Source organism: Psychrobacter sp. SWN149, from assembly GCF_015864565.1.
In the GTDB taxonomy this organism is placed as follows: Bacteria; Pseudomonadota; Gammaproteobacteria; order Pseudomonadales; family Moraxellaceae; genus Psychrobacter.
In genome coordinates this window covers 646,833-672,876 of sequence record NZ_JADYWX010000001.1, presented here as the reverse complement: position 1 = coordinate 672,876, position 26,044 = coordinate 646,833, and the positions used below count along the sequence as shown (strand labels likewise).

Genomic DNA, 26,044 nt, shown 5'->3' with positions numbered 1-26,044 from the left:
CGTCCAGTAACTGATATATAGGGTAATTCTCTTGCTGTTTAGCCTCAATCCCTTACGGGTTAAGCTATCTAGCGAGCCGACTATCTTATCATAATGATTTGATTTGTCAAGCTTTTTTATAAATTGTTTCATCAGGTTAACTGAGTTATTAATGTGTAATCACACATCAGTTACTGCCAGTCCGTCTTGATGAGGGCGTATTATAGACGGTTTAAAGTCTGAGTCAACACCTTTATCAAAGATTTATTAATTAGTTTGATCGCATTTCTAATAGTTGACTCTTTTCAATAGGTTAGGTTTTAATTACTCTCAATAGGCTAAAGGGGTTGCTGAGAATATGCTTTGAATGACGTCTTTTTTACATATGGAGTGCCATTTACTATCTTTGAAGTATCTTTTACCTACCACCTACTTTGGGTGTATTCCTACCTATTCATTTAATATTGATATTCCTATAAAAAGCACTATATATAGGAGGTAATTCACAGAGCTTCGCCAACACTCTATACTGAAATGTCCAAAACGGCTTTCATAGTCTATATTATGGTTCATGTCTTATTGAGACTAATGCTCTATCCCTTGATATCTAGTGTTGATAGATGGTCTTTGCTATAATAGTTGGTTTACTGCATTATTTTTTTTCGCTAACCGTCCATTATCAATTAGATGACGAGACGTTACCTATTATATTGGCATTGGTCAAACACACTTGAACAATCCACTAGTTCGGTAATATGCAATATATAGTAGCAAGCAACTTATAAAATAATGTATACCTTCCACAATGAACAAATGTACTTGATGCGGTCTCACGGTTATATGATTGATGGTTGCAATCATCACTGCCAACGGACCCAATAATAGGTGAATAGATTATGGTAGCGATTACTTTACCCGATGGCAGCGTAAAAGACTTCGAAGGTAATACAACAGTCATGGAAGTGGCGCAAAGTATCGGGGCGGGGCTTGCTAAGGCGACGGTTGCTGGACGCGTAAACGGTCATCTCGTAGATGCTCATGATCCTATCGTCGCTGATGCTAAAGTCGAAATCATTACCCCAAAAGATGATGACGGTGTCGATATCATTCGTCACTCATGTGCACATCTATTAGGTCATGCCGTCAAGCAGTTGTACCCTGATGTTAAGATGGTCATCGGTCCTGTTATTGATGATGGTTTTTATTACGATATTTTCAGTGAGACGCCGTTTACGCCTGATCATATGGAAGCGATTGAAAAGCGCATGATGGCGCTGATCAAGCAAGATTATGACGTTATCAAAAAAATGACGCCACGCGCTGAAGCGATTGAGATATTTGAGTCACGTAACGAAGATTATAAGCTAAAGCTTATTAATGATATGCCAGGTGAAGAAGCATTTGGCTTGTATCATCATCAAGAATATGTCGATATGTGCCGCGGCCCACACGTGCCAAACACACGATTCCTAAAAGTATTTAAACTGACTAAAATGTCAGGTGCTTATTGGCGCGGCGATGCAAAAAACGAGCAGTTGCAACGTGTCTATGGCACGGCTTGGGCAGACAAGAAACAGCTAAAAGCCTATATTCAGCGTATTGAAGAAGCAGAAAAACGTGACCATCGTAAAATTGGTAAAGCGCTAAATTTGTTTCATATGCAAGAGCAAGCGCCAGGTATGGTGTTCTGGCATGCTAATGGTTGGACAATCTATCAAGTACTTGAGCAATATATGCGTAAAGTACAGCACGATAATGGCTACGAAGAGATCAAAACGCCGCAAATCGTAGATCGTAGCTTGTGGGAGCGTTCAGGTCACTGGGGCAACTATGCCACCAATATGTTCACGACCTCTAGTGAAAACCGTGATTATGCTGTAAAACCTATGAACTGCCCTTGTCACGTACAAGTCTTTAATCAAGGCCTAAAGTCTTACCGTGACCTGCCATTGCGTATGGCAGAATTTGGTTCTTGTCATCGTAACGAGCCATCAGGTTCATTACATGGTCTGATGCGTGTACGTGGTTTCACTCAAGATGATGCCCATATATTCTGTACTCAAGCACAGATTCAGCAAGAAGTGGCTGACTTTATTAAGCTCACTCTTGCTGTCTATGAAGATTTTGGTTTTGACAATATTATTATGAAACTCTCTACCCGCCCTGAAAAGCGTGTCGGTAGTGATGAGTCTTGGGACTTCGCAGAAAAAGCTTTAGCAGATGCCCTTGATAGTTCAGGGCTAGACTGGGATTATCTGCCTGGTGAAGGTGCATTCTATGGTCCAAAGATTGAATTCAGTCTAAAAGATTCGTTAGGACGCGTGTGGCAGTGCGGTACGATTCAGGTAGATCCAAACATGCCTGAGCGCCTCGATGCAGAGTTCGTCAACGAGCAAAACGATCGCGAAATCCCTATCATGTTGCACCGTGCAATTTTGGGTTCCTTTGAGCGTTTTATCGGTATCTTGATCGAAAACTATGCCGGTTGGATGCCAGTATGGCTAGCACCGCAGCAAGTTGTGGTCATGAATATCACGGATAAACAAGCGGATGCGTGCGAAAATGTGGTCCGTGAGCTTAAAAATGCAGGTTTGCGCGCCAATAGTGACTTGCGTAACGAAAAGATTGGATTTAAGATACGAGAGAAAACATTAGAACGTATTCCCTATATGCTAGTATTAGGGGATAAAGAAGTCGAATCGGGCAGCGTCAATGTCCGAACGCGTGAAGGTGAAAACCTTGGCGTGATGAGTGTTTCTGAATTTATTACATTAGTACAGACCGCTGTCAGTAAAAAAGGCCGACAGACCCCAAAAACAGATGAGGAGTAATACCTATTAAACAGTCGAACCGTTTGAACATCAACGAAGATATCAGTGCCAAAGAAGTCCGTCTCGTTAAAGAAGATGGCGAACAAATGGGCGTGGTCGATATCGCAACCGCGATGAAAGCGGCACGTGAAGACAGTCTGGATTTGGTTGAATTAGTTCCTGAAGCTAAGCCGCCAGTATGTAAGATCATGGATTATAAGCATTTCCTCTATGATCAAAAGCAAAAGGCAAAAGAAGCTAAGAAAAACCAAAAACAGACTCAGCTCAAAGAGATGAAGCTACGTCCGAGTACCGAAGAGGCCGATTATCAGGTTAAACTGAGAAAAATCGTGAGCTTTTTGGAAGATCAAGACAAAGTTAAAATCAGCATCCGTTTCCGCGGACGTGAAATGGCGCACCAAGAAATCGGACGCAAACAACTTGATCGTATCATCGAAGACACCGCTGACATCTCAAACGTCGAGCAGTATCCTAAGATGGAAGGTCGTCAGATGGGTATGCTGCTTGGACCAACCAAAAAGAAATAATCAGTTTTTAAGGTTATTTTGAGCGCGCACTGTCAACTGACATAGATATTTATCACTATGACCATCAATATACTGCGGGATATTGATGGTTTTTTATTATCCACGTAGATAGTTATCTTAACGCTGCGTCCTCACTCAGATATATTTAGCTGACGCTATTTTACAAATCCTGCCTTCTCAACTTTCAGATTACACGGTAATCTAAAGATCTATTTACTCATGTTCTAATTGTTGAAAAAACAACGTATCGTTCAAATATCATACGCATCCTAAACATCAGAGGAAATTTCATGCAAGAATTGACCCCACCAGAAAATGCGAGAACGCCTAGTATCTCTTTGACTGCGCCTGAACCTGTCAAAGAAATTCAAAAAAGTGAAGCAGATCAGATGGTCAAGTTGGATGAAAGCCAAATCCCAGAGCTGGATGCCAAAGTCGATGCTTTTGTCGATCATGTGATTACCAACTCTGTACATAGTGATGAGTTCCGACAGAACGTACAGTCTATCCATAACTTGGGTACGAAAGAGATTCGTGAATCAGCGCAAGTCTCTAACCGGATGCTCGATTTGCCTGCAAAAAGTCTCAATGACAGTTTGTTTGACAACTCCCCTATTGCAAAGTCTTTGACCGAGCTGCGGGGTATTGTGGAAGACTTAGATCCCAGTAAAAAAGAGCTGACCAGTTCGCGCAAATTGTTTGGTCTCATTCCATTTGGCAATAAAGTACAAGACTACTTTCGCCAATATGAATCAGCACAATCGCATATCAATGCCGTTGTCACCAGTCTTTATAATGGTAAAGACGAATTGCTAAAAGACAATGCAATGATTGAGCAAGAAAAAGTCAATATGTGGGAGCTGATGCAATCGATTCGCCAATATATCTATATCGGTAAAAAGATCGATGAGCAGTTAGAGCAAAAGGTCTACGCAATAGAAGCGACAGATCCTGAAAAAGCACGTGTCATTAAAGAAGAGATGCTGTTTTATGTTCGTCAAAAAAACACGGATTTTTTGACCCAGTTAGCAGTGAACATACAAGGTTATTTGGCGCTTGATACCATTCGCCGTAATAACTTGGAGCTGATCAAGGGTGTCGATCGTGCAACGACGACGACCGTGTCGGCATTACGTACAGCTGTCGTCGTCGCACAAGCCATGACCAACCAAAAACTGGTCCTTGATCAAATTACTGCATTGAATAAAACCACGAGTAGCTTGATTGAATCAACCTCAGCCATGCTAAAGCGCCAGTCAAGTGAGATTCATGAGCAAGCGACCAGCAGTAGCATTGAACTTGATAAACTTCAAAATGCCTTTAACAATGTCTATGACACCATGGATATGATTAGTAATTATAAAATTGAAGCACTAGAAAACATGAAGCAAACGGTCAATACTTTGACCACTGAAGTGGATAAAGCACAAAAATACTTGGATAAATCAAATCAAACCACGGTACTAGAAGTCTCAAAAGAGCTAGATAGCAAGAAAATCACCAATCAATCTAGCGGTGTTGATATCAATATTTGATTTGTCCCTATAGCGGTTGCTAAAAAACGAACTGCTTCCTGCTACCGAATGCACATAAGACAATTGACGCAAGATATTGCAACGTCGTTCGTGTTAAGATAGCTCCTATTAATAATGTTAAAAATAGATACGGTAATTTATGAGTTGGAATGATCCAAACGCCTCAAGTGAGGCAAAAAAATACGACAATCCTATCCCTAGTCGCGAGCTGATACTCAGTACGATTAATGAGCATGGGGAAGTCACACATCAACAGTTGGCAAAAGCCTTCAATATTGATGATCCTGACCAATTTGATGCTCTGGGCAATCGCCTAAAAGCCATGGCACGTGATGGTCAAGTGAATCGCGACGGCCGTCCCTATCGCTACCGTACTGTGACTAAGCAAGATATTGTCACTGGTATGGTATCTGCACATCCAAAAGGCTTCGGTTTTGTTGTTTTAAGCGATATGCCAGACTTGTTTTTGCATGAAAAGCAAATGCGCTGGGTATTTAATGGCGATACAGTAGCCGCTGTCGGTACGTCAACAGACAACCGTGGCCGTACAGAAGGTCGCATCGTTGATGTCGTCGAACGTCGCCAAAATAATTTCATCGGTACGTTGGCTCGTGATGAGGATGGCTATTGCGTCGAGCTTGGCAGTCCGAATAATCATCAGCCGATTACGGTCACTGATGACAATGTTCAGGCGCTAAATATCAAACAAGGCGCTCCTGTTAAAGTCGATATCATTGACTGGCCAAACCAACACGAATTTGCCACTGGTAAAATCACTGAAGTGCTGTCTGATGATAATGACCGTGAATTGATTATTGAGACTACCCTGCTCAACTATGACATTCCATCAGATTTTAGCGAAGCTGCGCTTAAACAAGCTGATGACTATCAAGAGCCAACTGAGAAAGACATAAAGGGTCGTACAGACATACGTCATCTACCGCTTGTCACTATCGATGGCGAAGATGCTCGTGACTTTGATGATGCTGTATTTGCTGAAAAGCGTTCTGGTGGTAACTACCGTGTCGTGGTTGCGATTGCGGATGTCAGCTATTACGTGACACCGAATTCACCACTTGACCAAGATGCCTATGAGCGTGGTACCTCAGTATATTTCCCGCATCGCGTGATTCCGATGCTGCCTGAAGTGCTCTCTAACGGTCTATGCTCATTGAATCCTGATCTTGACCGCCTATGTATGGTTGCTGATATTAAAATATCGCGCGCCGGTAAAGTTACAGGGTACGAGTTCTATCCGTCAGTGATGCATTCGCAAGCACGCTTAACCTATAATCAAGTAAACGATTATCTTGTGAATCCGAATGACAAAAGACTGCCGAAATCATTAACAGGTAATAAAGACGTCAAAAAATCTGTCGACACGTTACATCAGCTTTATGAGCTACTGCTTAAAAAACGTGAAGAACGTCATGCGATGGAATTTGAAACCGTTGAAACGTATATCAAGTTCAATGAAAAAGGTGGCATTGAGGCTATCCTGCCACGCACTCGTGGTGATTCTCAGAAGCTCATCGAAGAATGCATGTTACTTGCCAATACTTGTGCGGCAAACTTTGCACTCAAGCATGAATTGCCAGTCTTATATCGTAACCATGATAAGCCTGATGGTGAAAAGTCGATGCGTATTCATGAATATGCGAAAAACTTCGGCCTAAGCTTCCCAGAAGAAAATCCAACGCAAGCGGATTATCAGCGCATTATTGAAGCGACTAAAGACAGACCAGATGCGATTAGTATCCATAGCATGTTACTGCGTTCGATGATGCAAGCCAACTATGCACCTGACAATATTGGTCACTTTGGCTTGGCATATGACGAATATAGCCACTTTACGTCGCCTATTCGCCGTTATCCTGATTTGATGCTGCATCGTGCGATTAAAGCAAAAGTAACCAATAGCTCACAGCCTGTCATGGAGTTTTCTCTTGAAGGGGCTGGTACGCAGACGTCAGATACAGAACGCCGTGCTGAAAAAGCGTCACGTTTTGTAGAGTCATGGCTCAAGTGCCACTACATGAAAGATCATGTCGGTGAAGAGTTCGAAGGTGTTGTCACTACGGTCACTAGCTTTGGTTTGTTTGTGACCTTGACTGACCTATACATTGACGGTTTGGTACACATCTCGAACGTTGGTGATGACTTCTTTATTTATGATGAGCAGCAACAACAGCTTATTGGCAAGGACAAGGGTACCGTATTTGGACTTGGTGATTCGGTTAAAGTGAAGGTCGCTGGTGTCAATATGGACTTGCTACAGATTGACTTTGATTTGAAGGCTAAATTGCAGTCTAGCGCCATGAACCAAACGAAAAAAGACCAACCTAAGAAAGAGCAGGCAAAAAAGAGCCCTACGAAAAGAAATAACAATCGTAGAAGTGTCAGTAAAAAAAGTTAAGTTTTGACTGAGCTATTAAATAAAAAAGGCTAACGTTATCGTTAGCCTTTTTTTTGCTTTTTTTAATTGCAGGTTGAGTAACCCATTATTGCGTACTGCTGATTTGATCCATGCGCTCTTGTTCAGCTTGCTGTGCTTGATCGATTTTGTTAGTGGCACTATCTACCATGGCTTTGGGATGCTGACCCAGTGGCTGGCTGGTGATGTCTGTTGAGCTACTGCTAGTATCTGGCTCAGGGGCAACCGTTTCTGTAGATGATTCGGGAACGGTACTGCTAACCATCGCTTCTCTGTTTTGCTCACGACTATTACCATTGATGATATTAAACCCAAGCAGTGACACGATACCAATTACTGCAAATATAATTAAATGTTTCATTTCCATAAAAAGCTCCGTATTTGATAAAACCTCAAATATAGATTTTGTTGCACTTTTTATGCCTAATTTAACATATGTCTAATAATACTATTCTTGCGGACTATTACTGTTCAGTAAATCGGTCTCATCTGAGCTTTGTGCAATCTCTTGCTCGACTTTTTCCATCAGTTTATCATTAGGACGAGCATCGAGGACATCATCTGCACTGCGACCTTGTAAAATCACTTTAGCTCGTGCCTTCGCTTGCTTTTTATCTTGGTCATCAATATGACTCTCATCATTCTGATTTTTAACTGTAGGCTCAGAAGTGCTCGTTGTCACTGTCATATCAGACGCCACCTTATTCGTACTACCCTGCATCGTCTCAAAAGCTTTTTCTAGTTTATTATTAAAACGTAGGCGATAAATAGGTTCAGGCAGACTAAAGCCCTCATTTTCTAAAGCGTGTTTGGTTTCACGAATGGCGATACTGCGTGCTTTAGCAAAGTCTGTCTGAGATTGATCGACCCAAGTTTGAAACTCCAAAACAATATTAGAGTCGCCTACATTGGTAATGACCGCAATCGCTTTTGGCTCATCCAAAACAAAATCTAGCGTATGTATCGCATCTAGACCCACTTTGATAGCAGCCAATGGATCATCGTTGGCATCAACACCTAACTCAAAAGTGAAACGGCGCTCAGGGTTTTTGGTGTAATTAAGGATAGTACCCTTAAAAACTTCAGAATTGGGAATACGTAGCTGGTTGCCATCTAATGTCATCAATATCGTCGCGCGTGAGGTCAAACGCACCACTATCCCTTCTTGCCCGTTAATCACAATATGATCACGGGCACGAAAAGGCTGACGAATACTGAGCATTAAGGATGCGATATAATTTTCAATAGTATCTTTGACCGCAAAGCCAACCGCAATACCAATGACACCAGCACCGCCAAGCAATGTGCTTAAAATCGTCTCTGCCCCTATCAGACTCAGTCCTAAAATAAGACCAAAAATAATAAAGATGACTTTGACCGTTTGAGACAGCAGTTCAGCGACGAAAGGGTTAGGCGTCAGGCGTTGCCACATCTTTTTGCGATTGGATAACCAACTACCAAACCATGTCACTAAGGCAAATATAATGATACCGACTAGCAGTAGTGGCAATGCCTTTACTAGATTTGCCACCTGTGCTTTTAGACCTTGATAGACCGTCGAGACATTCTCTTGAACATCTAGCGTACGATTAATTTTGTCTTCTACGGTGACCACATCGGTCAGACGATTGGTTAGATTAATGGCTTGCTGGGCTTTTTTCTCGTTAGCTGTTTCTCCCGTTAAGGTGACTACTCCTTGGGTGACGCTAATATTGACAGCTTGTAAACCTTCGATTTCTGAGAAAATACCAGTGATACGCCGACGAATGTCATTGTCTTTTTGCGGTGTGGGTGTGGTCTCGATTTGGGCATTATTAGTGCTTTCGCCACTAATCACGGGTGGCGGTGCAGGTGTCGGTATTGATGCGGCAGGTGCTGATGCTTCACTATCTGTAGTGGGAGCAGTATCAGGTTCTGGCGCTTCTGAACGCTCTATACCTAATGTTGCTGTAATATCAGAAAGCTCTTCGCCAGCAGCATAGGCTGGCCACGTACAAAAGATGCTTAGTAGCAATACCATTTGACCCAACGCTGTTATAACACTGCGTATCATTGAACGGTCAAAGTAAGTGGCCATAAGCATCCTTTGCTTTTTTTACTAAATTTTATTGCTAATCTTTATGACTGATTGTTATGAATAAGCTTTTACTGCTTATTTACGATCTAGATAAATCTGCGCCTCAGTTAAGCTTAGCGTACCTTCATAAATAGCACGGCCGGTAATGATGCCTTCGATACAATCACCATAAGGCTTTAACAGTTCAATATCTTTCATATCAGTCACGCCGCCCGATGCAATCACTGGTAGACCGCCTTCACGCGCTAGGTTTACGGTCTGCTCAACGTTGACGCCTTGCATCATGCCATCACGGGCAATATCAGTATAAACGATAGAGGAGACACCCACATCAGCAAAACGCTTGGCGAGCTCAGTTGCCTTGGTATCTGTGACATTTGCCCAACCATGGGTCGCAACCATACCGTCTTTGGCATCGATACCGACGATGATATGACCACCGAACTCGCGGCACGCTTCAGCGACAAAATTAGGATCTTCAACGGCCTTTGTACCGATGATGATATATGTCAGCCCTGCGGTAATATATTGCTCAATGGTATTCATATTGCGCACACCGCCGCCTAATTGAATAGGCAGATTTGGATAAGCCTTGGCAATATCATTGACCACTTGTCTATGTACTGGCACGCCATCAAAAGCACCATTCAAATCGACCAAATGTAGTCGACGTGCGCCTTCATCGACCCAACGCGCTGCTACTGCTACTGGATCATCAGAAAATACCGTATCATCTTCCATACGGCCTTGTTTTAAACGTACACATTTACCATCTTTTAAATCAATCGCCGGGATAATAACAGGCACAGCACACATATAGCATTCCTTATAAAGCAAAATAATAGTAATAACTTTGGTTAATTACATTTTTGAAAATGAAACAATCGTTAAGCGTTACACAATAATAAAAAGCGCCACCATAAAGCGATTTGGGCGATACATGGCTTAAAAACCTGCCCATAGGTAGATGAAAAATAATAGAAATCAGACAATCATAACCATAAGTTTTAGTGCGTAGATGCACCACCAACATTCGTTAAATTCTATTACTGACTGGCAATTTTAGGTCAATTTAGCGTATAATCCTAGGTAAATTTTATTTGTTTCTGTGTGATAGTAGTTATGTGAAGCAACGATGTATTATGGTTTTATTCAGTCATCACGACTGGTTAATACGACATGATGATTAGAATGGATCAAGCAATGGCTTAGTGTGACTGTATAAGATTGGCCAATATATTGCTAGATAGGACTGAATATGATTTTCAATCATCAGCTCTTTGACCTTCAATCCTACCGTATTAAACTCGACCAAATACCTCATAAACCTCTATCACTGGTCAATCAAATTAAAACAGTTATGACCATATCTACAGCGGTTTGTAATGAGTAACTCTGACTTAAACCCGCTGAGATAGTTTGTCTTTTAACCAGTGTATCATCTACCTCTATAGATCGTTAGTTGACCACCGCTTTGAGCCATTGAGTGTATTCAATAGCACTCATAAGGCATCTATGGTCAATGATACTGGTGTTACAAGTTTTAAATTTCAATGAAACGTATGATAAGACTGTTTATTTATAAAGAGTTCTCTTGAGCTACAAGCTTTGGGGATTGATTTTAATTAGAAGGTCTTGGCATACACCTTGGTAGCCAGACGCCACTTTGGTAATTCGAATAAGACGTTAACGTGTTGTTAAGGAGTCTAAGGTCAGCGTTAATGCTCTTACTAGTAGTTATGATCATGCCATACCGTTGAAAAGATTTTGTCACTATTTCACTATGGAAATAGGAAGTCATTTTCTCTTTCGATAAATATGGCTGCTCATACTATCGATATACCACACAGGATGTCTGGTATCGTTTTAGACTATGGACTAAGTTTTCGCTTATGATTACCATCAAAAAAGGTTTGGATTTGCCCATCACTGGTGAACCCTCCCGCGAGATATCTGAGCACCAACCGACACATGTAGCCCTTGTTGGCTATGACTATGTAGGCATGAAGCCCACAATGAATGTCAAAGAAGGTGACGTCGTAGCAAAAGGTCAGCCCGTTTTTGAAGACAAAAAACGTGCTGGCGTTATCTATACGGCCCCTGCTGCTGGCAAAGTCGTCGCGATCAAACGTGGCAACCGTCGAGTGTTCGAAAGTCTTGTGATTGCGGTTGACCCAAATGGTGAAGAAGTAGACTTCGAGCGCTATGACTCACAGCAGCTTGCTGACCTAGACTCTGAAGTCGTTGAAACCCAATTGGTTGCCTCTGGTGAATGGACAGCGTTCCGTACGCGCCCCTTTAGCCGCGCGCCAGAACTTGGTGCTCGTCCACATGCCATCTTTGTCACAGCAACGGATACCAATCCATTAGCCTTTGACCCGATGCTTGTGATCAATGAGCAGCTGCAAGCGTTCAACGATGGACTTGCCGTACTCTCTACGCTTAGTCCAAAGACCTTTGTCTGCCACTCTGGTAAGACTAAGTTGACCCCTGTGGCAAAAACTGCTGTTAACAATACCACTGAATATCATGGCTTTGCTGGTAAGCATCCAGCAGGTCTTGCCGGTACGCACATTCACTTTTTACACCCAATCATGCGTGGCGTAAGCGTCTGGACGATTGGCTATCAAGACGTGATTGCAATCGGTAAGCTATTTACCACTGGCCGTCTATATACGCGCCGCATGGTGAGCTTAGCAGGCCCTTCTGTCAGTAACCCACACTTAGTTATGACTGAGCGCGGTGCTGACATTACTGCCTTGACCAAAGGTCAGCTAGCAGCTGGCGAGAACCGTATCATTTCAGGGTCGGTATTATCTGGTCGCAAAGTGTTTAGCAATATTGCCTATATTGGTCGTTTTCATAATCAGATCAGTGTGCTGACGGAAGGTCATGAGCGCCCAGCGTTCCACTTCTTTACGCCAGGTAAAAACCGCTTCTCTAAGCTGCCTATCTATATTTCGCAGTTCTTTGGTGGCAAAAAGTACAACTTTACCACCACGAGTAATGGCTCACCGCGAGCGATGGTGCCAATTGGTGTCTATGAAGAAGTCATGCCACAAGACTATCTGCCTACGCAGTTATTACGCGCATTGATTGTCGAAGACATGTTGGTCGCTGTTGATTTAGGCGTACTTGAGTTGGATGAAGAAGATTTGGCATTATGCACCTTTGTATCTCCTGGCAAATATGAATTCGGTGATATCTTGCGTGATAACTTAACGCGCATCGAACTGGAGGGCTAACCACGATGAAATTTTTACACAACATGTTCGATCGTATGGAGCCATCTTTTACCAAAGGCGGCAAACACGAAAAATACTATGCCATCTTTGAGATGTTTGATACGTTTTTGCGTCAACCAGACTCAACCACATACGCGTCATCACACGTACGCGACGGGATTGATCTAAAGCGCATTATGATTACCGTATGGCTATGTACTTTCCCAGCGATGTTTTGGGGTATGTACAATATCGGTCATCAAGCGCTAACCGCTATCGCTCAGCTTGGCTTGCAGCCTGAAGGCTGGCGTACGGTTATCACTAGCATGGCAGGCTATAACCCAGACAGTGTCTGGGCAAGTTTTGTCTACGGTGCCATGCAGTTCCTACCTATTTACCTTGTGACATTTGCCGTTGGTATTCTTTGTGAGATTATCTTTGCCGTGGTACGCGGGCATGAAGTCAACGAAGGCTTCTTTGTGACCTCAGTACTATTTGCACTATGTCTACCACCAGATATTCCTTTATGGCAAGTTGCCTTGGGTATTATCTTTGGTGTGGTCGTAGCCAAAGAAGTATTCGGTGGTACAGGTAAAAACTTCCTTAACCCTGCCCTATCGGGTCGTGCATTCCTATACTTTGCTTACCCAGCCTATATGTCTGGTGACTCTGTATGGACAGCGGTTGATGGTTTTTCAGGAGCAACGCCTCTCGGTCTTGCTGCACTTGGTGTCTCTCCTCAAGATTTTGTCGATGTCTATGGCAATGCGATCACCTGGAGTGACGCATTCTTTGGTAACATGCAAGGCAGTATCGGTGAAGTATCAACACTAGCAATCTTAATGGGTGCCGTTGTTCTACTATGGACGCGTATTGCCTCATGGCGCATCATGGCAGGTTGTGTGGTTGGTCTTGTGGCTACCTCGCTTATCTTCAACATGATTGGCTCTAAAGACAATATGATGATGAACTTGCCGTTCTATTGGCACTTAGTCATCGGTGGTTTTGCCTTCGGTGCGGTGTTTATGGCAACCGATCCAGTCTCAGCTGCACATACCAATAAAGGCCGTTGGGCTTATGGTATCTTGATTGGTTTTATGACGGTATTGATTCGTGTCATCAACCCAGCTTTCCCAGAAGGCATCATGCTGGCTATTCTATTCGCCAACTTATTTGCGCCATTGTTTGATTATTTTGTGACCCAAGCAAACATCAAACGCCAAACAGCTCGGAGGGTTCGTTATGTCCAAGCCCAAAAGTAATAATGCGAAAACCATTAGTGTGGCATTGACGCTATGCTTGGTGTGTTCAGTATTGGTCTCAGCAGTTGCGGTTGGCCTAAAGCCAGCTCAGCTTGAAAACGCGCGTTTAGACCGTAACAAAAACATCTTGGTCGCGGCTGACATGTACGATGCTGAGTCTGACACACAAGACGATGTCGCCGAACGATTCAAAGACTTTGATGTCGAGATTATTGACTTAAACAAAGGCAACTATGTCGATGATGCAACGCTAGCAGACGCGGGTATCCCTGATCGCAATGCTTATGACGCCAGTCAAGCGACTAAGAATCAAGCATTGAGTGACGACCTAGGTAACGATGATCCTGCGGGTATCGGTCGTAAGCCTAAATATGCCAAAGTCTATGTCAAAAAAGACGATGCTGGTCAACCTGAAGTCGTCGTGTTGCCTATTCAAGGTTACGGTCTATGGGGTACTATCTATGGTTTCTTGACGCTTGAAAGCGACATGAATACCATCAAAGGTATCAGCTTCTATGAGCATAAAGAAACCCCAGGTTTGGGTGCTCGTATCGAAGAGCCAGAGTGGCGCGCCAAGTGGACTGGTATCCAGTCTTATGATGAGAATGGTGAAGTTGCCACTGGTGTGACCAAAGCAGGTAATCCAAAAGACAACTGGGTTGATGGTATCAGCGGTGCGACATTGACTAGCCGCGGCGTCAGTAACATGATTCAGTTTTGGTTAGGCGAGCAAGGTTATAAGCCTTATCTAGATATGCTGCGCAAAGAGGGTGGTCAGACAGTTGATACTGCAGAGACACAAGCAAATCAATCAAAGAAAACCGCTCAACCTAAAACCGAACTGGCAGCGAAACTACCAGTAGCAAACGGCAAGGAGGCTTAACATGGCTGACACTAAAAGTATTTTAACCTCGCCTGTCTTTGATAATAATCCTATTGCCCTACAGATCTTAGGTATCTGTTCGGCACTAGCGGTCACCACAAGCATGGCCAACGCCATGGTTATGTGTGTAGCATTGACACTGGTAACGGCATTTTCGAGCTTCTTTATCTCGATTATTCGTAAGCAAATTCCATCAAGTATTCGTATCATCGTGCAGATGACCATCATTGCCTCATTGGTTATCTTGGTCGATCAGGTACTAAAAGCCGTCGCTTACGATGTAAGTAAAGGCTTGTCAGTTTTCGTTGGTCTAATTATCACTAACTGTATCGTGATGGGTCGTGCTGAAGCATTTGCTATGAGCAACCCACCAGTACCAAGCTTTTTAGATGGTATTGGTAATGGTCTTGGTTACTCTGCGGTACTGCTATTCGTTGCCACTATCCGTGAGCTATTAGGCGCAGGTACTTGGTTCGGTATCACTATTCTACAACCAGTGACTGACGGCGGTTGGTACATACCAAACGGCCTACTATTATTACCACCGTCAGCATTCTTTATTATTGCTTTGTTCATTGCCATTGTCCGTATTTGGAAACCAGAACAGGTTGAAGAAGCTGAATTTGTAATGAAGCCGCAGTCTAAAGGCATGGCACATGGAGGCGGTCACTAATGGGACATTATGTTAGTTTATTTATAACCTCAGTCTTTATTGAGAATATGGCGCTTGCCTACTTCTTAGGTATGTGTACTTTCTTGGCAGTATCAAAGAAGGTTTCAACCGCTATCGGTCTTGGTGTTGCCGTCGTCGTCGTCATGGCGATTACGGTTCCATTAAACAACTTACTATTTCAGTTCATCCTAAAAGATGGTGCACTGGCATGGGCAGGTTTCCCTGATATCGATTTAAGCTTCTTAGGTTTGCTTAGTTATATTGGTCTTATTGCCGCTACCGTACAGATTCTAGAGATGTTCTTGGATAAGTTCGTTCCTAGCTTGTACAACGCCCTTGGTGTGTTCTTACCACTCATTACCGTAAACTGCGCTATCTTAGGTGGTGTACTATTTATGGTTGAACGTGACTACAACTTCGGCGAATCAGTCGTTTATGGTGTGGGTGCAGGTTTTGGTTGGGCATTAGCGATTACCGCATTGGCTGGTATCCGTGAAAAACTAAAATACTCAGACATCCCAGCACCACTGCGTGGTCTTGGTATTACGTTTATCACCGTTGGTCTGATGTCACTTGGCTTTATGTCTTTCGGCGGTATGTCAATCTAGACCGCTAAGCTTAAACACTTATTTAGCGATTTGACCTATTTAATTCATTTATTCGGTAGGGGTTCAGAAAAACGTTATGACGTTACTTCGCTCCCCTACTCCATAGATTAAGGATACCTACCATGGATTACGCTACGGCGATTGGTGGCGTTGCTATGTTTACCTTGATCATCATGGGCCTTGTCGCCATTATTTTGGCGGCGCGCTCAAGACTGGTCAGTTCAGGCGATGTTACCATCCATATCAATGATAATTCCGATAATGACGTCGTGACACCAGCGGGCGGTAAACTGCTGCAAACACTTGCGAGCGAAGGTATTTTCTTATCTTCAGCATGTGGTGGCGGTGGTACCTGTGCGCAGTGTCGTTGCCGCGTTATTGAAGGCGGCGGTTCGATCTTGCCGACTGAAGAAGGCTATTTTACTCAAGGCGAAATCCGCAATCACATGCGCTTAGCTTGTCAGGTAGCTGTTAAGCAAGACATGAAGATCGAGATTGACCCTGAGTTTTTTGATGTACAAAAATGGGAGTGCGAGGTTGTCTCTAACGATAACGTTGCCACCTTCATTAAAGAGCTGGTACTAAAAATTCCTGAAGGCGAAGAAGTTAACTTCCGCGCTGGTGGTTATGTACAGCTAGAAGCGCCACCGCATGAAGTGCATTATAAAGACTTTGATGTTGCAGAAGAATACCGTGAAGATTGGGATAAATTTGGCATCTTTAATTATGTGTCAAAGGTTGATGAGCCAGTGATTCGTGCTTATTCAATGGCTAACTATCCTGAAGAAAAAGGTCTTATCAAGTTCAACATCCGTATCGCAAGTCCACCACCACGTGGTCCAGACGGTATACCACCAGGCAAGATGTCTTCTTGGACATTTAGTTTAAAGCCTGGCGATAAAGTAACGGTATCAGGTCCTTACGGTGAGTTCTTTGCTAAGAAGACTGAAGCTGAAATGATTTTCGTAGGTGGTGGTGCAGGTATGGCACCAATGCGCTCGCACATTTTTGATCAGCTTAAGCGTTTGAACACAGACCGTAAAATCAGTTTTTGGTATGGTGCACGTTCTATTCGTGAGATGTTCTACGTTGAAGACTATGATCAACTTCAAGAAGACTTTTCTAATTTTGAGTGGCATGTGGCACTATCAGATCCACTTCCTGAAGACAACTGGACAGGCTACACCGGCTTTATCCATAACGTCTTGCTAGAAGAATATCTAAAAGGTCATCCAAACCCAGAAGACTGTGAATATTACATGTGTGGGCCACCGATGATGAATGCTGCAGTCATCGACATGCTACATAGCATGGGTGTTGAAGATGAAAACATCATGCTTGATGACTTTGGTGGTTAACCAAAGTATTGAACTGACAAACATATATAAAGAGAGTCTCAATTGAGGCTCTTTTTTCTGTCTTTTTTCTAGATACAATCGTGGTTGTTGAGACTACAAATCTAATTAGTAGACTGGCTTTATTATCCTATATGATGAACTATCTAACCATTAAGTAAGGATGCTTATGAAAACGAAATACAAAGATCTCACCATTTGGATTACAGGTGCCTCTAGCGGTATTGGAGAAGCCCTTGCCATTGCCTTTGCCAAAAAAGGTGCTCGGATTATTTTAAGCGGACGTGATCAGGAAAGATTAGACACGGTCAAACAAAGCTGCAAGCGTCCTAGCACACATATTGTCATTCCCTTTGATATCAGTGATGCCAGTCAAACAAAATCTGCTTATGAGATGGCGATAGCGCAAGCAGGAAAGATCGATTGGCTGATTAACAATGCCGGTATCAGTCAACGCGCGCTCATCATGGATACTGATGAAGAGGTTGAGCGTCAAATCATGGAGATAGATTACTTTGCTCAGACTCGCCTGACACGATTGGTGCTGCCAGATATGATCACGCAAGGTGGCGGCAAAGTGGTTATGGTATCTAGCGTAGCAGGTTTGTTAGGGACTCAGTATCGCGGTGCATATGGTGCTGCCAAAGCGGCGCTGCATATGTGGGCAAACAGTTTACGAGCTGAATTACATGATCAAGGGATAGAGGTTGCCACCATATTCCCAGGATTTATCCAGACCAATGTTTCTATCAATGCCTTAACAGGTGATGGTAGCGCACAAGGTACGATGGATGATGCCACCAAGAAAGGGTTGACTGCGACAGAATTCGCCAAACAAGTTGTGAAGGCGCTCACAAAAGACGAAGAATACATCATCGTCGCTGGCAAAAAAGAAAAGCTGGCAACCCGAGTCAACCGTGTGTCACCGCCCAAACTCTATAAGCTGATTCGTGAATCACAGGTAACCTAATATTGGTCATCAACCAAATTGTCACTTAACGTTGTCATCATGGGTACTTTTGGGTTTAAGGGGTGTAAAATAAGCAAGGCTTGTTTTACACCCTTTCTCATTTTTGCACCATACTGACTATATTATGAAAAATACAATACCTCGCTCATTTCCCAAAAAAATCACGAATAACGTTTTGTTTGGCATTATGAGTCTCGCCAGCATCGTAAGCCTCAGTGCTTGTCAACAAACACCAGATTATGACTATCTGATTGGTGAGACCATGGGTACAAGCTATCACATTAGCTATCAGCTACCTAAAGATGCAGATGAAGCCGCCATCAAAGCATCAATTGATGAGCGTCTAAAACAAATCAATGACAGCATGTCGACTTATCAAAGCGATTCAACCATATCCACGTTCAATCAACTGGGCAAAGACACACCTATCACTATCGATGCAGATTTTAGTCGTGTACTCGACGTCTCACGCATTGTTTATGAACAATCTGGCGGTGCTTTTGATCCCACTGTGATGCCATTGGTAGAAACATGGGGCTTTGGCAGCACCATGACCGTTGACCGCCTACAAAGCCCGCCCACTGCCGTTGAGATTGCCCAAGCAAAAGCATTGGTCGATTTTGAGAGTGTCGTGCAAAAAGACAAAACCGTTTATAAGACCAAAGACGGTGTCGGTCTTGATTTCTCAGCAGTTGCCAAAGGTTATGGCGTCGATGTCATCGCGGATGTACTCAAAGATGATTATAAGATTCGTAACTATATGGTTGAGATCGGTGGAGAGATTTCGACTTCTGGCGTGAACAACCAACAGCAGCCATGGCAGATTGCGATTGATGCGCCTATTGAAGGTAGTACGGTCAGCGAGCGCCAAAGTATCTCTGCGATTCGCCAACCAAAAAACACAGCGACCCAAATGCATCTGGCAACCTCTGGCAACTATCGCAATTCCGTTATATTTAACGGCAAACGCTATAGCCATACCATTGATCCTACCACTGGAGAGCCTATCGCTGGTGGCGCACCTTCTGTCACCGTGGCCGCTGACTCAGTTGCACTGGCTGATGCATGGGCCACCGCACTCACTGCGATGCCTTATCAGAAGGCCTTAGAAACTGCTAAAGAACAAAACCTAGCTGCTATGTTTGTCGTGTTGACTGAACGAGCAAAAGCCGATGGCTCTGATGATAGTATCGATGACTGGCAAGTGATACAAACCCCTGCCATGCAAGCATTGCGTGCTGATAAAAGACCTTAGCAACGTTATAGAACTGAAACAAGAGAGTACGATAACGTATAACGAGCGATACCAAAATTTGTTATACTAACCTATCGTTGTTATCGAAGACAGAGTGCTGTTTTTTGTCTCAACTGTCCCACTTTTAAAAAACGAGGTTTCCTCTATGCTTAGCCAATTGCTTCCCATGCTTGCCATTACCTTTACCGTCTTTGTCCTATTTTTTATCTTTATGGGTGTCGGTTATATGGTCAAAAAAAAGCCGCTTAGAGGATCTTGTGGCGGTGTCGCTAAACTGATGGGCAACGAAAAATGCTCATACTGCGGCGATGATCCCAACAAATGCGACTCTATCATTTCTGAACAACAAGAAAATGCATTGAGAGCTGCGCAGTTGGGCAAGCCCGTATAAGACTGTCACGGGTTACCAGACACGGATGATATTTACCTAACATCTGTTCTTATAATAGCGCCAAGTCGTCCGAAGATGACTTGGCGCTATTTTATTGCCGAAAGCCTTTATGATCGCCTATCGTAGTCGGCGTTTGAAGTAATTGTCCGTATATTAGAGTGCACTCTCACTATCTGCACGAGCATATCATCCTAATTAATAGCGAAAATATGAGAAAATACTTTTATAAGATACCCTTCAAATGTTCTCTATTTTATCTAGGCTAACCGCTAGTCTCTTGTTACACTCTCTATGATGTTGTTTGATAGGTGTTGTTTGATAAGCGGCGATGTATCGGCGATGTTGAATAACGTGTCTTTTTTCGCTGCTATCGTTGTATTGCTATGTCTACCTCGTCCAATCTACCCTCTTTATCCAGTCTGCCCTCCTCACGTTTTACCTTTTGGCTAGTGCTGTGTGCCATCATACTGCTTGCAACCAATATGCGAGCGCCTATCGTGGCGCTTGGCTCTATTGCCCCAGTGGTGCAAGAAGCACTCGATATCTCCGAGTTTCAAATTGGGTGGCTAGGTGCAGTTCCTATGCTAACGTTTGCGATTGGGGCGCTCATCTCCCCAACCATTGGCAAACGATTCGGACTTGAAAACACATTGATTGCGATGATTGGGCTGTTAACCGCCGGTATGATTATTCGTACGGTTATCCCCACTTGGTCTGGGTTTTTAATCGGGACATTACTGCTAACCTTGGCCATCGGCTTTGCCAATACACTAGCGTCCCCTGTTATCAAGCAGCGCACACCCAAGCATATCCCATTGATAACGGGGCTTTTTAGTTTGACGATGACAGTAACGGCAGGCATCGTCGCAGGCGTTGTACTGCCACTATCTGAGCAAGTGGGCTGGCAATGGGCACTGGGTGGCTGGTCGCTATTGGGCATTTTTGCGATCGTTATTTGGCTATTTTTACGTGTGCGTTTGGGCTCTTCAAATCATCAAGCGATTATACCCTCTATATCAGAGACCTCTGATATATCGATGTGGCGTACGCCTTTTGCGTGGCAGATAGCTGTGTTTATGGGGCTACAATCCTTGTTGTTTTATACAGTCGCCAGTTTTTTGCCCTCTATTTGGGTCAGTAAAGGTTTGTCTGTAGTGAGTGCCGGGCAAATGAATTCCGTGTTTCAGTTTATGGCACCCGTCTCTATTTTGAGTCTGACATGGCTCATAAATCGTGGTCGCCCGATCCAAGCGCTCGCGGTGTTTGCTGCGGTGCTCAATGTGGTTGGGGTGTTGGGTGTCAGCTATCTATCGACTGATTTGGCATGGCTCTGGTCAGGAATGATGGGCATGGGATGTGCGGCGATTTTTACCTTGAGCATGATGCTGTTCTCATTGCGAACCTACACCACCAATCAGGCCAGCGAGCTGTCTGGTATGGCGCAAGCCGTTGGCTATGTCATTGCATTTTTTGGGCCATTGGGCACCGGTTGGCTTCATGAAACAACGAGCAGCTGGAGCATACCGCTTCTTATCCTGCTAATACTGATGATGCTAAATGTGGTGATTGCTTGGCTCATCAGTCGCCCGGTCATGGTCGATGGCAAATATATTTAACGCTAAAAAACCTTTAATTTTAACAAAGCTTTGATTGCTAGAGCGCAATAAAACGACCCTTACATTAACCGTAGGGCAATACTGGTCTTTGTCTAATTTTGCTACACTGGCTCAATTGCATATAGGACAGAATAACTATCATGAAAGTATCTCCTCATTTCTCTCGACACTTGCCAGCAATGGCAGTGCTGACCATCGCCGTGGCTATCAGTGGTTGCCAAAAAGATACTGAACCAACTGACGCGACTGATTCGCAACATACCAGCTCCCAAAACACTGATGCGTCAACCGTCAATACTCAAACCAATACCAATGAAGTCACGGCTGACGCGCCAGTATCCGCCGCCCAACAAATCAATTCGCCACTGACCATTTTAGCGCTTGGCGATTCATTGACTGAAGGTCTTGGTGTTGATAGTGATGCCAACTATCCTGCGCAATTAGAAGCCAGCTTAAAAGAGTTGGGCTATACCAATGCCAAAGTCATCAACTCAGGCCTAAGTGGTGAAACCAGTACTGGCCTAGTCAATCGTCTAGACTGGGTAGCACAGACCAAACCTGATATTACTATTTTGACCATTGGTGCCAATGACGCCATGCGCGGTTTAGATGTAGCGACGATTGAAGCCAATATCCGTACTGCGGTCAAAACGCTGCAAGACAATGGCAGTCACGTTATCTTAGGTGGTATGTCGATCTATGACAATCTCGGTAATGATTATGTGTCCGCGTTTTCAGACATCTACCCTCGTGTGGCAAAAGACATGAATGTGCCTTTAATACCTTTCTTTTTAGAAGGTGTGGGCGGTGACCCTGAGCTGAATCAAGCCGATGCGATTCATCCGACCAAGGAAGGCTATCAGATTATCGTCAAAGACAATATTTTGCCTATCTTAAAGCCTGAGATTGAAAAATTGAAAGCCAGTAATAGCACTAATACGACAGCATCAAACAACACGCCAACTGAGACCACGCAATGACATCATCACCTTCAGCTGACACAGTGACGACGCCTACCGCTACAGCAAAAGCATTATTGACCGCCTCGCATTTAAACAAAACCGTGCAAGTCGGTGAGCAGACTCTATCTATTATTAAAGACGTGAACGTTCATATTAATGCGGGCGAGTTTGTGGTCATCATGGGCAAGTCTGGCTCTGGTAAATCGACGTTATTGGGATTACTGGCCGCATTAGACTACCCTGATAGTGGCACCGTTGAGCTGGCAGGCCAAATGCTCAGCAACCTTGATGAAGATGCACTGGCAGCTATCCGTCAGCGTGACATGGGCTTTGTGTTTCAGTCATTTCATCTGCTACCAACGCTAACCGTGGCAGAAAACATTGCTTTTCCGCTAGATATTGCACGACAGCCCAACCCTGCACGAGTCGATGAACTAATCGATGCCGTTGGACTCGGTCATAGACGTGATAGCTTGCCCAATCAATTGTCAGGTGGTGAGCAGCAACGTACGGCTGTCGCCCGTGCATTGGTCTCGCATCCAAAAATTGTATTCGCTGATGAACCTACGGGCAACTTGGATGAGCAAAACGCTGACCAAGTCATGCAGCTACTGTTAGATTTAAGACAGCAAGTCGGTTCGGCATTGGTCGTCGTGACCCATGACCCTGCACTGGCGGAAATGGCAGACCGAGTCATTACCATGCACGATGGCATGATAGACGGGTCAGCTGCCAATGGATAAGCCTTCTATAGACACCAATGGCAACGCTGACGCTGTGAATCAAAGCAAAAGTAGCAATCCCTTCACTGCCCGAACTTTAGGTGCGAAAGCATTGTCTCGCAGTTGGTGGCGACGCTGGGTATATCCCCTGCTCTTTTTGCTAACACTGATGCTATCGCTTGCCACCTATCTGACGTTGGACTCTATTCAACAGTCGGTGAATACTTATGTCAATGACAATCAGCTGGCACTCGTTGGTGGTGACTTAATACTAGAAAGCAATCAAGCATGGCCTGAGGAAGTCTTGGCGCAAGTCCAGACATTGCCTGATAGCCAAACGGTTTATGATTATCAATTCAATGCCATGTTGGTCGCAGCAGACCAAACGCTGTTGGCTCGTATCAAAGGCGTTACTGCTGCTTATCCTTTATACGGTGAGGTTGAACTGGCGTCAGGCAAACCATTGTCCGAGCAGCTAAGTGCAACCAACGTGGTGGTCGCGCCTGAAGTCCTCAGAAGTCTGAACGTGTCGATTGGCGACAGTATCAATATTGGTGAGGGAAAATTCACCATCAGTGATGAGCTCGTCAAAGAGCCAGATCGTCCGCTAACGGCATTCGGTTTTGGTGGTCGCGTCATGATGCAGCAAGACGCATTAGAAGCGACCAATCTAATCGGTCAGCGCAGTCGGGTCAGTTACCAAATCGAGATGGCAGGCACGCCAGAAATCATTGCCACTCAGCGTGAGCAATTGACGCAGATGCTAGTCAATTATCCTGATATAGAGATGTCTGACCCTACCTCAGAGGAGACGTCTGTCTCACGTATCTCTGACAATGTATTGATGTTCTTGAAATTGCTAGTCATCGCCGTTCTATTATTATCTGCAGTTGCCATGTATGGGGTCATCACTGCCTTTGTGACCAAGCAGCAATCCAACGATGCCATACGTATGGCGCTGGGTGAGACCAATCGTTCGATTAAGCGTAGCTATTACTGGCTGCTATTAATCATGTCTGTCTTGGCTTGTGTCGCGGCAGTATCGCTCAGCCTTGTGTTACTCAAGATTGGTCAGCCCTATCTGACGGCTATTTTACCGTCAGATTTAGGATTGGCGATTAACCCGATTAGTATCTTCAAAACGATCGTCATCGCCCTTGTCATGACACTACTGATTACCCAGCGCAGTCTACACGCGCTTGATGGCACCAAACCTGCGGCACTGCTCAATCAGAGTACTGGTCAATCATCGAAACGTTTGCCTTGGCAGCAGCGGATACCATTGTTACGCTATGGTTTATTGTTTATCGGGCTGTATGCTTTCCTTGCTTATGAAGTGCAATCTTTAGCGTTGGGCGCACAGATACTGGTCGGATTGATTGTATTCATTGCGATATTTTGGGCATTGGCACGCGGTTGGCTCTGGTTGCTGGCGCGCATCGCCACTGGTAAAAAAATCAGCTGGATGCAGCGTATTGCCATTCATAACTTGGCACGTAAAGGCAATCAATCAGCGCTATTCTTTGTGACATTGTCACTGTCCGTTGCGGTGTTGACCCTTATCACATCGATCAATCACAGTATCAATGAGCAGTTTATCAATGCGTATCCTGAAGATGCGCCGAATCTATTCTTATTGGATGTGCAGACCGATCAGCACGATAAGATAGACAGCATTCTCAAAGAACCTGTCACTTATTATCCAGTGATTCGAGCACGTATCGGTACGGCTAACGGTGTGGAACCCAAAGATATCGACGCGCCTGAAGGCGAAGACGACCCTACTCGGGTGTTCAATTTAAGTTATTCCGATACGGTCATGGACACGGAGTTTATCACTGAGTCGCTGACTGACGATGCGCTTTATACGCCCATTGAAAATCAAGATGCGAGTGCCTCTGCGATTTCGCAAGTGCAGCCGTTGTCTATTTTGGACACGGCAGCCGAGATGCTAAATGTCGGCATGGGCGATCAGATCAGCTTTAATATCCAAGGTATCGAGTTGGTCGGCGAGATTACCAGTATTCGCTCGCGTTTCGAGCGCGGCCCTAGTCCGTTTTTCTACTTCTTGTTTGAGCCTGAGATACTGGCTAGCGCACCGCAAATTCAATTTGCGACGGCGCATGTCTCTGCCGATGATATTCCTGACCTGCAAGGTGAGCTGGTACGCGAGTTCCCAGCGGTGACCAGTATTGACGGTACGATTATCGCGGAGCAAGTCCAAGGGTTGGTCGCGCAGATGAGCCGCTTGGTGTATATCTTTACCCTGCTCGCCTTGCTTACGGGCATCATGGTGCTCATCAGCTCGCTACTCTCTACGTCACAAGATCGCATGAAAGAGAGTGCGTCGTTTAGACTACTTGGTATGCAAAAGCGTGACTTGTATATGCTCAATATCTTAGAGCTGGGTGTGCTTGGGATTAGTGCGGCGACATTTGCGGTGATTATCGCCACTGGTGGTGCTTGGCTGGCGGTCACTCAGTGGTTCAATCTGCGCTTTAGTGTGCCGTGGGCAAACTTAGGACTCGGCGGTATTGCGTTAGTTGCCTTGCTGTTTGCAATTGCCATTATTTATGTACGCTTGGTGATTGGACGCGGGATTATGGCAAGGGTCAGGGCGATGATTTAAGCGTATTCGATTTTAGCTTTAAACGAAAAAACCCCTTTATAGGGGTTTTTTCAATCCGTTAATCTTTGCTAGTTTAGTCTATGTGGCGGCTATACTTCTTGCTTAAGTAAT

The 26,044-nt window shown here is 44.3% G+C and carries 20 protein-coding genes; 17 read left to right on the top strand and 3 right to left on the bottom strand.

Features of this window, described 5'->3' with window-relative positions; translation table 11 throughout:
- Positions 1 to 875 precede the first annotated feature (875 nt).
- The 4 genes from thrS to rnr all read left to right on the top strand — a co-directional run bounded on the left by thrS (position 876) and on the right by rnr (position 7,288).
- Entirely contained in the window at positions 876 to 2,810 is a 1,935-nt protein-coding gene (thrS, locus tag I6E86_RS02775) for a threonine--tRNA ligase (protein WP_197174954.1), read from the top strand.
- Positions 2,811 to 2,833: 23 nt separating this feature from the next.
- Positions 2,834 to 3,337 carry a translation initiation factor IF-3 gene (gene infC, locus I6E86_RS02770; RefSeq protein WP_194363269.1) on the top strand — a complete coding sequence of 168 codons (504 nt, stop codon included), beginning with the start codon at positions 2,834 to 2,836 and terminating at the stop codon, positions 3,335 to 3,337.
- Between the two features lie 290 nt (positions 3,338 to 3,627).
- On the top strand, positions 3,628 to 4,872 hold the full coding sequence (locus tag I6E86_RS02765) for a toxic anion resistance protein (protein ID WP_197174952.1): 1,245 nt from the start codon (positions 3,628 to 3,630) through the stop codon (positions 4,870 to 4,872).
- Between the two features lie 139 nt (positions 4,873 to 5,011).
- Entirely contained in the window at positions 5,012 to 7,288 is a 2,277-nt protein-coding gene (gene rnr / locus I6E86_RS02760) for a ribonuclease R (protein WP_197174951.1), read from the top strand.
- A gap of 85 nt (positions 7,289 to 7,373) precedes the next feature.
- Here the strand turns inward: rnr and I6E86_RS02755 are convergent, their stop codons facing one another.
- The 3 genes from I6E86_RS02755 to hisA all read right to left on the bottom strand — a co-directional run bounded on the left by I6E86_RS02755 (position 7,374) and on the right by hisA (position 10,199).
- Positions 7,374 to 7,673, bottom strand: coding sequence for a hypothetical protein (locus I6E86_RS02755; protein ID WP_197174950.1), 300 nt, complete (start codon positions 7,671 to 7,673; stop codon positions 7,374 to 7,376).
- A gap of 81 nt (positions 7,674 to 7,754) precedes the next feature.
- Positions 7,755 to 9,383 (bottom strand): mechanosensitive ion channel family protein, encoded by a 1,629-nt coding sequence (locus tag I6E86_RS02750; RefSeq protein WP_197174949.1) that lies wholly within the window; start codon positions 9,381 to 9,383, stop codon positions 7,755 to 7,757.
- A 75-nt stretch (positions 9,384 to 9,458) separates the two neighbouring features.
- A complete protein-coding gene (hisA, locus tag I6E86_RS02745; protein WP_197174948.1) occupies positions 9,459 to 10,199 on the bottom strand; it encodes a 1-(5-phosphoribosyl)-5-[(5-phosphoribosylamino)methylideneamino]imidazole-4-carboxamide isomerase in 741 nt (246 codons plus the stop codon).
- A gap of 1,076 nt (positions 10,200 to 11,275) precedes the next feature.
- Between hisA and I6E86_RS02740 the strand changes: the two genes are divergently transcribed.
- From I6E86_RS02740 to I6E86_RS02680, 13 genes are all read left to right on the top strand, one after another.
- Positions 11,276 to 12,628, top strand: coding sequence for a Na(+)-translocating NADH-quinone reductase subunit A (locus tag I6E86_RS02740; protein WP_197174947.1), 1,353 nt, complete (start codon positions 11,276 to 11,278; stop codon positions 12,626 to 12,628).
- Between the two features lie 5 nt (positions 12,629 to 12,633).
- On the top strand, positions 12,634 to 13,869 hold the full coding sequence (locus I6E86_RS02735) for an NADH:ubiquinone reductase (Na(+)-transporting) subunit B (protein ID WP_197174946.1): 1,236 nt from the start codon (positions 12,634 to 12,636) through the stop codon (positions 13,867 to 13,869).
- Positions 13,850 to 14,752 carry a Na(+)-translocating NADH-quinone reductase subunit C gene (locus tag I6E86_RS02730; RefSeq protein ID WP_197174945.1) on the top strand — a complete coding sequence of 301 codons (903 nt, stop codon included), beginning with the start codon at positions 13,850 to 13,852 and terminating at the stop codon, positions 14,750 to 14,752. Before I6E86_RS02735 ends, I6E86_RS02730 begins: the two co-directional genes overlap by 20 nt.
- Position 14,753: 1 nt before the next feature.
- Positions 14,754 to 15,425, top strand: coding sequence for an NADH:ubiquinone reductase (Na(+)-transporting) subunit D (locus I6E86_RS02725; RefSeq protein ID WP_197174944.1), 672 nt, complete (start codon positions 14,754 to 14,756; stop codon positions 15,423 to 15,425).
- Positions 15,425 to 16,033 carry an NADH:ubiquinone reductase (Na(+)-transporting) subunit E gene (gene nqrE / locus I6E86_RS02720; RefSeq protein ID WP_011281361.1) on the top strand — a complete coding sequence of 203 codons (609 nt, stop codon included), beginning with the start codon at positions 15,425 to 15,427 and terminating at the stop codon, positions 16,031 to 16,033. Before I6E86_RS02725 ends, nqrE begins: the two co-directional genes overlap by 1 nt.
- Positions 16,034 to 16,155: 122 nt before the next feature.
- The gene (gene nqrF, locus I6E86_RS02715; protein ID WP_110924426.1) at positions 16,156 to 17,391 is read left to right on the top strand and encodes an NADH:ubiquinone reductase (Na(+)-transporting) subunit F; all 1,236 of its coding nucleotides are present in this window, start codon (positions 16,156 to 16,158) and stop codon (positions 17,389 to 17,391) included.
- Positions 17,392 to 17,557: 166 nt separating this feature from the next.
- A complete protein-coding gene (locus I6E86_RS02710; protein ID WP_197174943.1) occupies positions 17,558 to 18,358 on the top strand; it encodes an SDR family oxidoreductase in 801 nt (266 codons plus the stop codon).
- A gap of 124 nt (positions 18,359 to 18,482) precedes the next feature.
- Entirely contained in the window at positions 18,483 to 19,613 is a 1,131-nt protein-coding gene (locus tag I6E86_RS02705) for an FAD:protein FMN transferase (RefSeq protein ID WP_197174942.1), read from the top strand.
- Positions 19,614 to 19,758: 145 nt separating this feature from the next.
- Positions 19,759 to 20,004, top strand: a complete 246-nt coding sequence (gene nqrM / locus I6E86_RS02700) for a (Na+)-NQR maturation NqrM (protein ID WP_194363280.1) — start codon at positions 19,759 to 19,761, stop codon at positions 20,002 to 20,004.
- Positions 20,005 to 20,387: 383 nt separating this feature from the next.
- Positions 20,388 to 21,620, top strand: a complete 1,233-nt coding sequence (locus tag I6E86_RS02695; RefSeq protein WP_197174941.1) for a CynX/NimT family MFS transporter — start codon at positions 20,388 to 20,390, stop codon at positions 21,618 to 21,620.
- Between the two features lie 140 nt (positions 21,621 to 21,760).
- Complete coding sequence (locus I6E86_RS02690) at positions 21,761 to 22,600, top strand: arylesterase (protein WP_227680484.1); 840 nt, start codon at positions 21,761 to 21,763, stop codon at positions 22,598 to 22,600.
- Positions 22,597 to 23,325 (top strand): ABC transporter ATP-binding protein, encoded by a 729-nt coding sequence (locus I6E86_RS02685; protein WP_197174940.1) that lies wholly within the window; start codon positions 22,597 to 22,599, stop codon positions 23,323 to 23,325. The genes I6E86_RS02690 and I6E86_RS02685 overlap by 4 nt, the downstream gene beginning before the upstream one ends.
- Positions 23,318 to 25,933 carry an ABC transporter permease gene (locus I6E86_RS02680; protein WP_227680483.1) on the top strand — a complete coding sequence of 872 codons (2,616 nt, stop codon included), beginning with the start codon at positions 23,318 to 23,320 and terminating at the stop codon, positions 25,931 to 25,933. Before I6E86_RS02685 ends, I6E86_RS02680 begins: the two co-directional genes overlap by 8 nt.
- The last annotated feature ends 111 nt before the right edge of the window (positions 25,934 to 26,044 follow it).

Excerpts from the sequence above, each read along its gene's own strand:
- thrS (WP_197174954.1), top strand. The coding sequence starts at position 876 with ATGGTAGCGATTACTTTACCCGATGGCAGCGTAAAAGACTTCGAAGGT.
- I6E86_RS02765 (WP_197174952.1), top strand. The coding sequence starts at position 3,628 with ATGCAAGAATTGACCCCACCAGAAAATGCGAGAACGCCTAGTATCTCT.
- rnr (WP_197174951.1), top strand. The coding sequence starts at position 5,012 with ATGAGTTGGAATGATCCAAACGCCTCAAGTGAGGCAAAAAAATACGAC.
- I6E86_RS02755 (WP_197174950.1), bottom strand. The coding sequence starts at position 7,673 with ATGGAAATGAAACATTTAATTATATTTGCAGTAATTGGTATCGTGTCA.
- I6E86_RS02750 (WP_197174949.1), bottom strand. The coding sequence starts at position 9,383 with ATGGCCACTTACTTTGACCGTTCAATGATACGCAGTGTTATAACAGCG.
- hisA (WP_197174948.1), bottom strand. The coding sequence starts at position 10,199 with ATGTGTGCTGTGCCTGTTATTATCCCGGCGATTGATTTAAAAGATGGT.
- I6E86_RS02740 (WP_197174947.1), top strand. The coding sequence starts at position 11,276 with ATGATTACCATCAAAAAAGGTTTGGATTTGCCCATCACTGGTGAACCC.
- I6E86_RS02735 (WP_197174946.1), top strand. The coding sequence starts at position 12,634 with ATGAAATTTTTACACAACATGTTCGATCGTATGGAGCCATCTTTTACC.
- I6E86_RS02730 (WP_197174945.1), top strand. The coding sequence starts at position 13,850 with ATGTCCAAGCCCAAAAGTAATAATGCGAAAACCATTAGTGTGGCATTG.
- I6E86_RS02725 (WP_197174944.1), top strand. The coding sequence starts at position 14,754 with ATGGCTGACACTAAAAGTATTTTAACCTCGCCTGTCTTTGATAATAAT.
- nqrE (WP_011281361.1), top strand. The coding sequence starts at position 15,425 with ATGGGACATTATGTTAGTTTATTTATAACCTCAGTCTTTATTGAGAAT.
- nqrF (WP_110924426.1), top strand. The coding sequence starts at position 16,156 with ATGGATTACGCTACGGCGATTGGTGGCGTTGCTATGTTTACCTTGATC.
- I6E86_RS02710 (WP_197174943.1), top strand. The coding sequence starts at position 17,558 with ATGAAAACGAAATACAAAGATCTCACCATTTGGATTACAGGTGCCTCT.
- I6E86_RS02705 (WP_197174942.1), top strand. The coding sequence starts at position 18,483 with ATGAAAAATACAATACCTCGCTCATTTCCCAAAAAAATCACGAATAAC.
- nqrM (WP_194363280.1), top strand. The coding sequence starts at position 19,759 with ATGCTTAGCCAATTGCTTCCCATGCTTGCCATTACCTTTACCGTCTTT.
- I6E86_RS02695 (WP_197174941.1), top strand. The coding sequence starts at position 20,388 with ATGTCTACCTCGTCCAATCTACCCTCTTTATCCAGTCTGCCCTCCTCA.
- I6E86_RS02690 (WP_227680484.1), top strand. The coding sequence starts at position 21,761 with ATGAAAGTATCTCCTCATTTCTCTCGACACTTGCCAGCAATGGCAGTG.
- I6E86_RS02685 (WP_197174940.1), top strand. The coding sequence starts at position 22,597 with ATGACATCATCACCTTCAGCTGACACAGTGACGACGCCTACCGCTACA.
- I6E86_RS02680 (WP_227680483.1), top strand. The coding sequence starts at position 23,318 with ATGGATAAGCCTTCTATAGACACCAATGGCAACGCTGACGCTGTGAAT.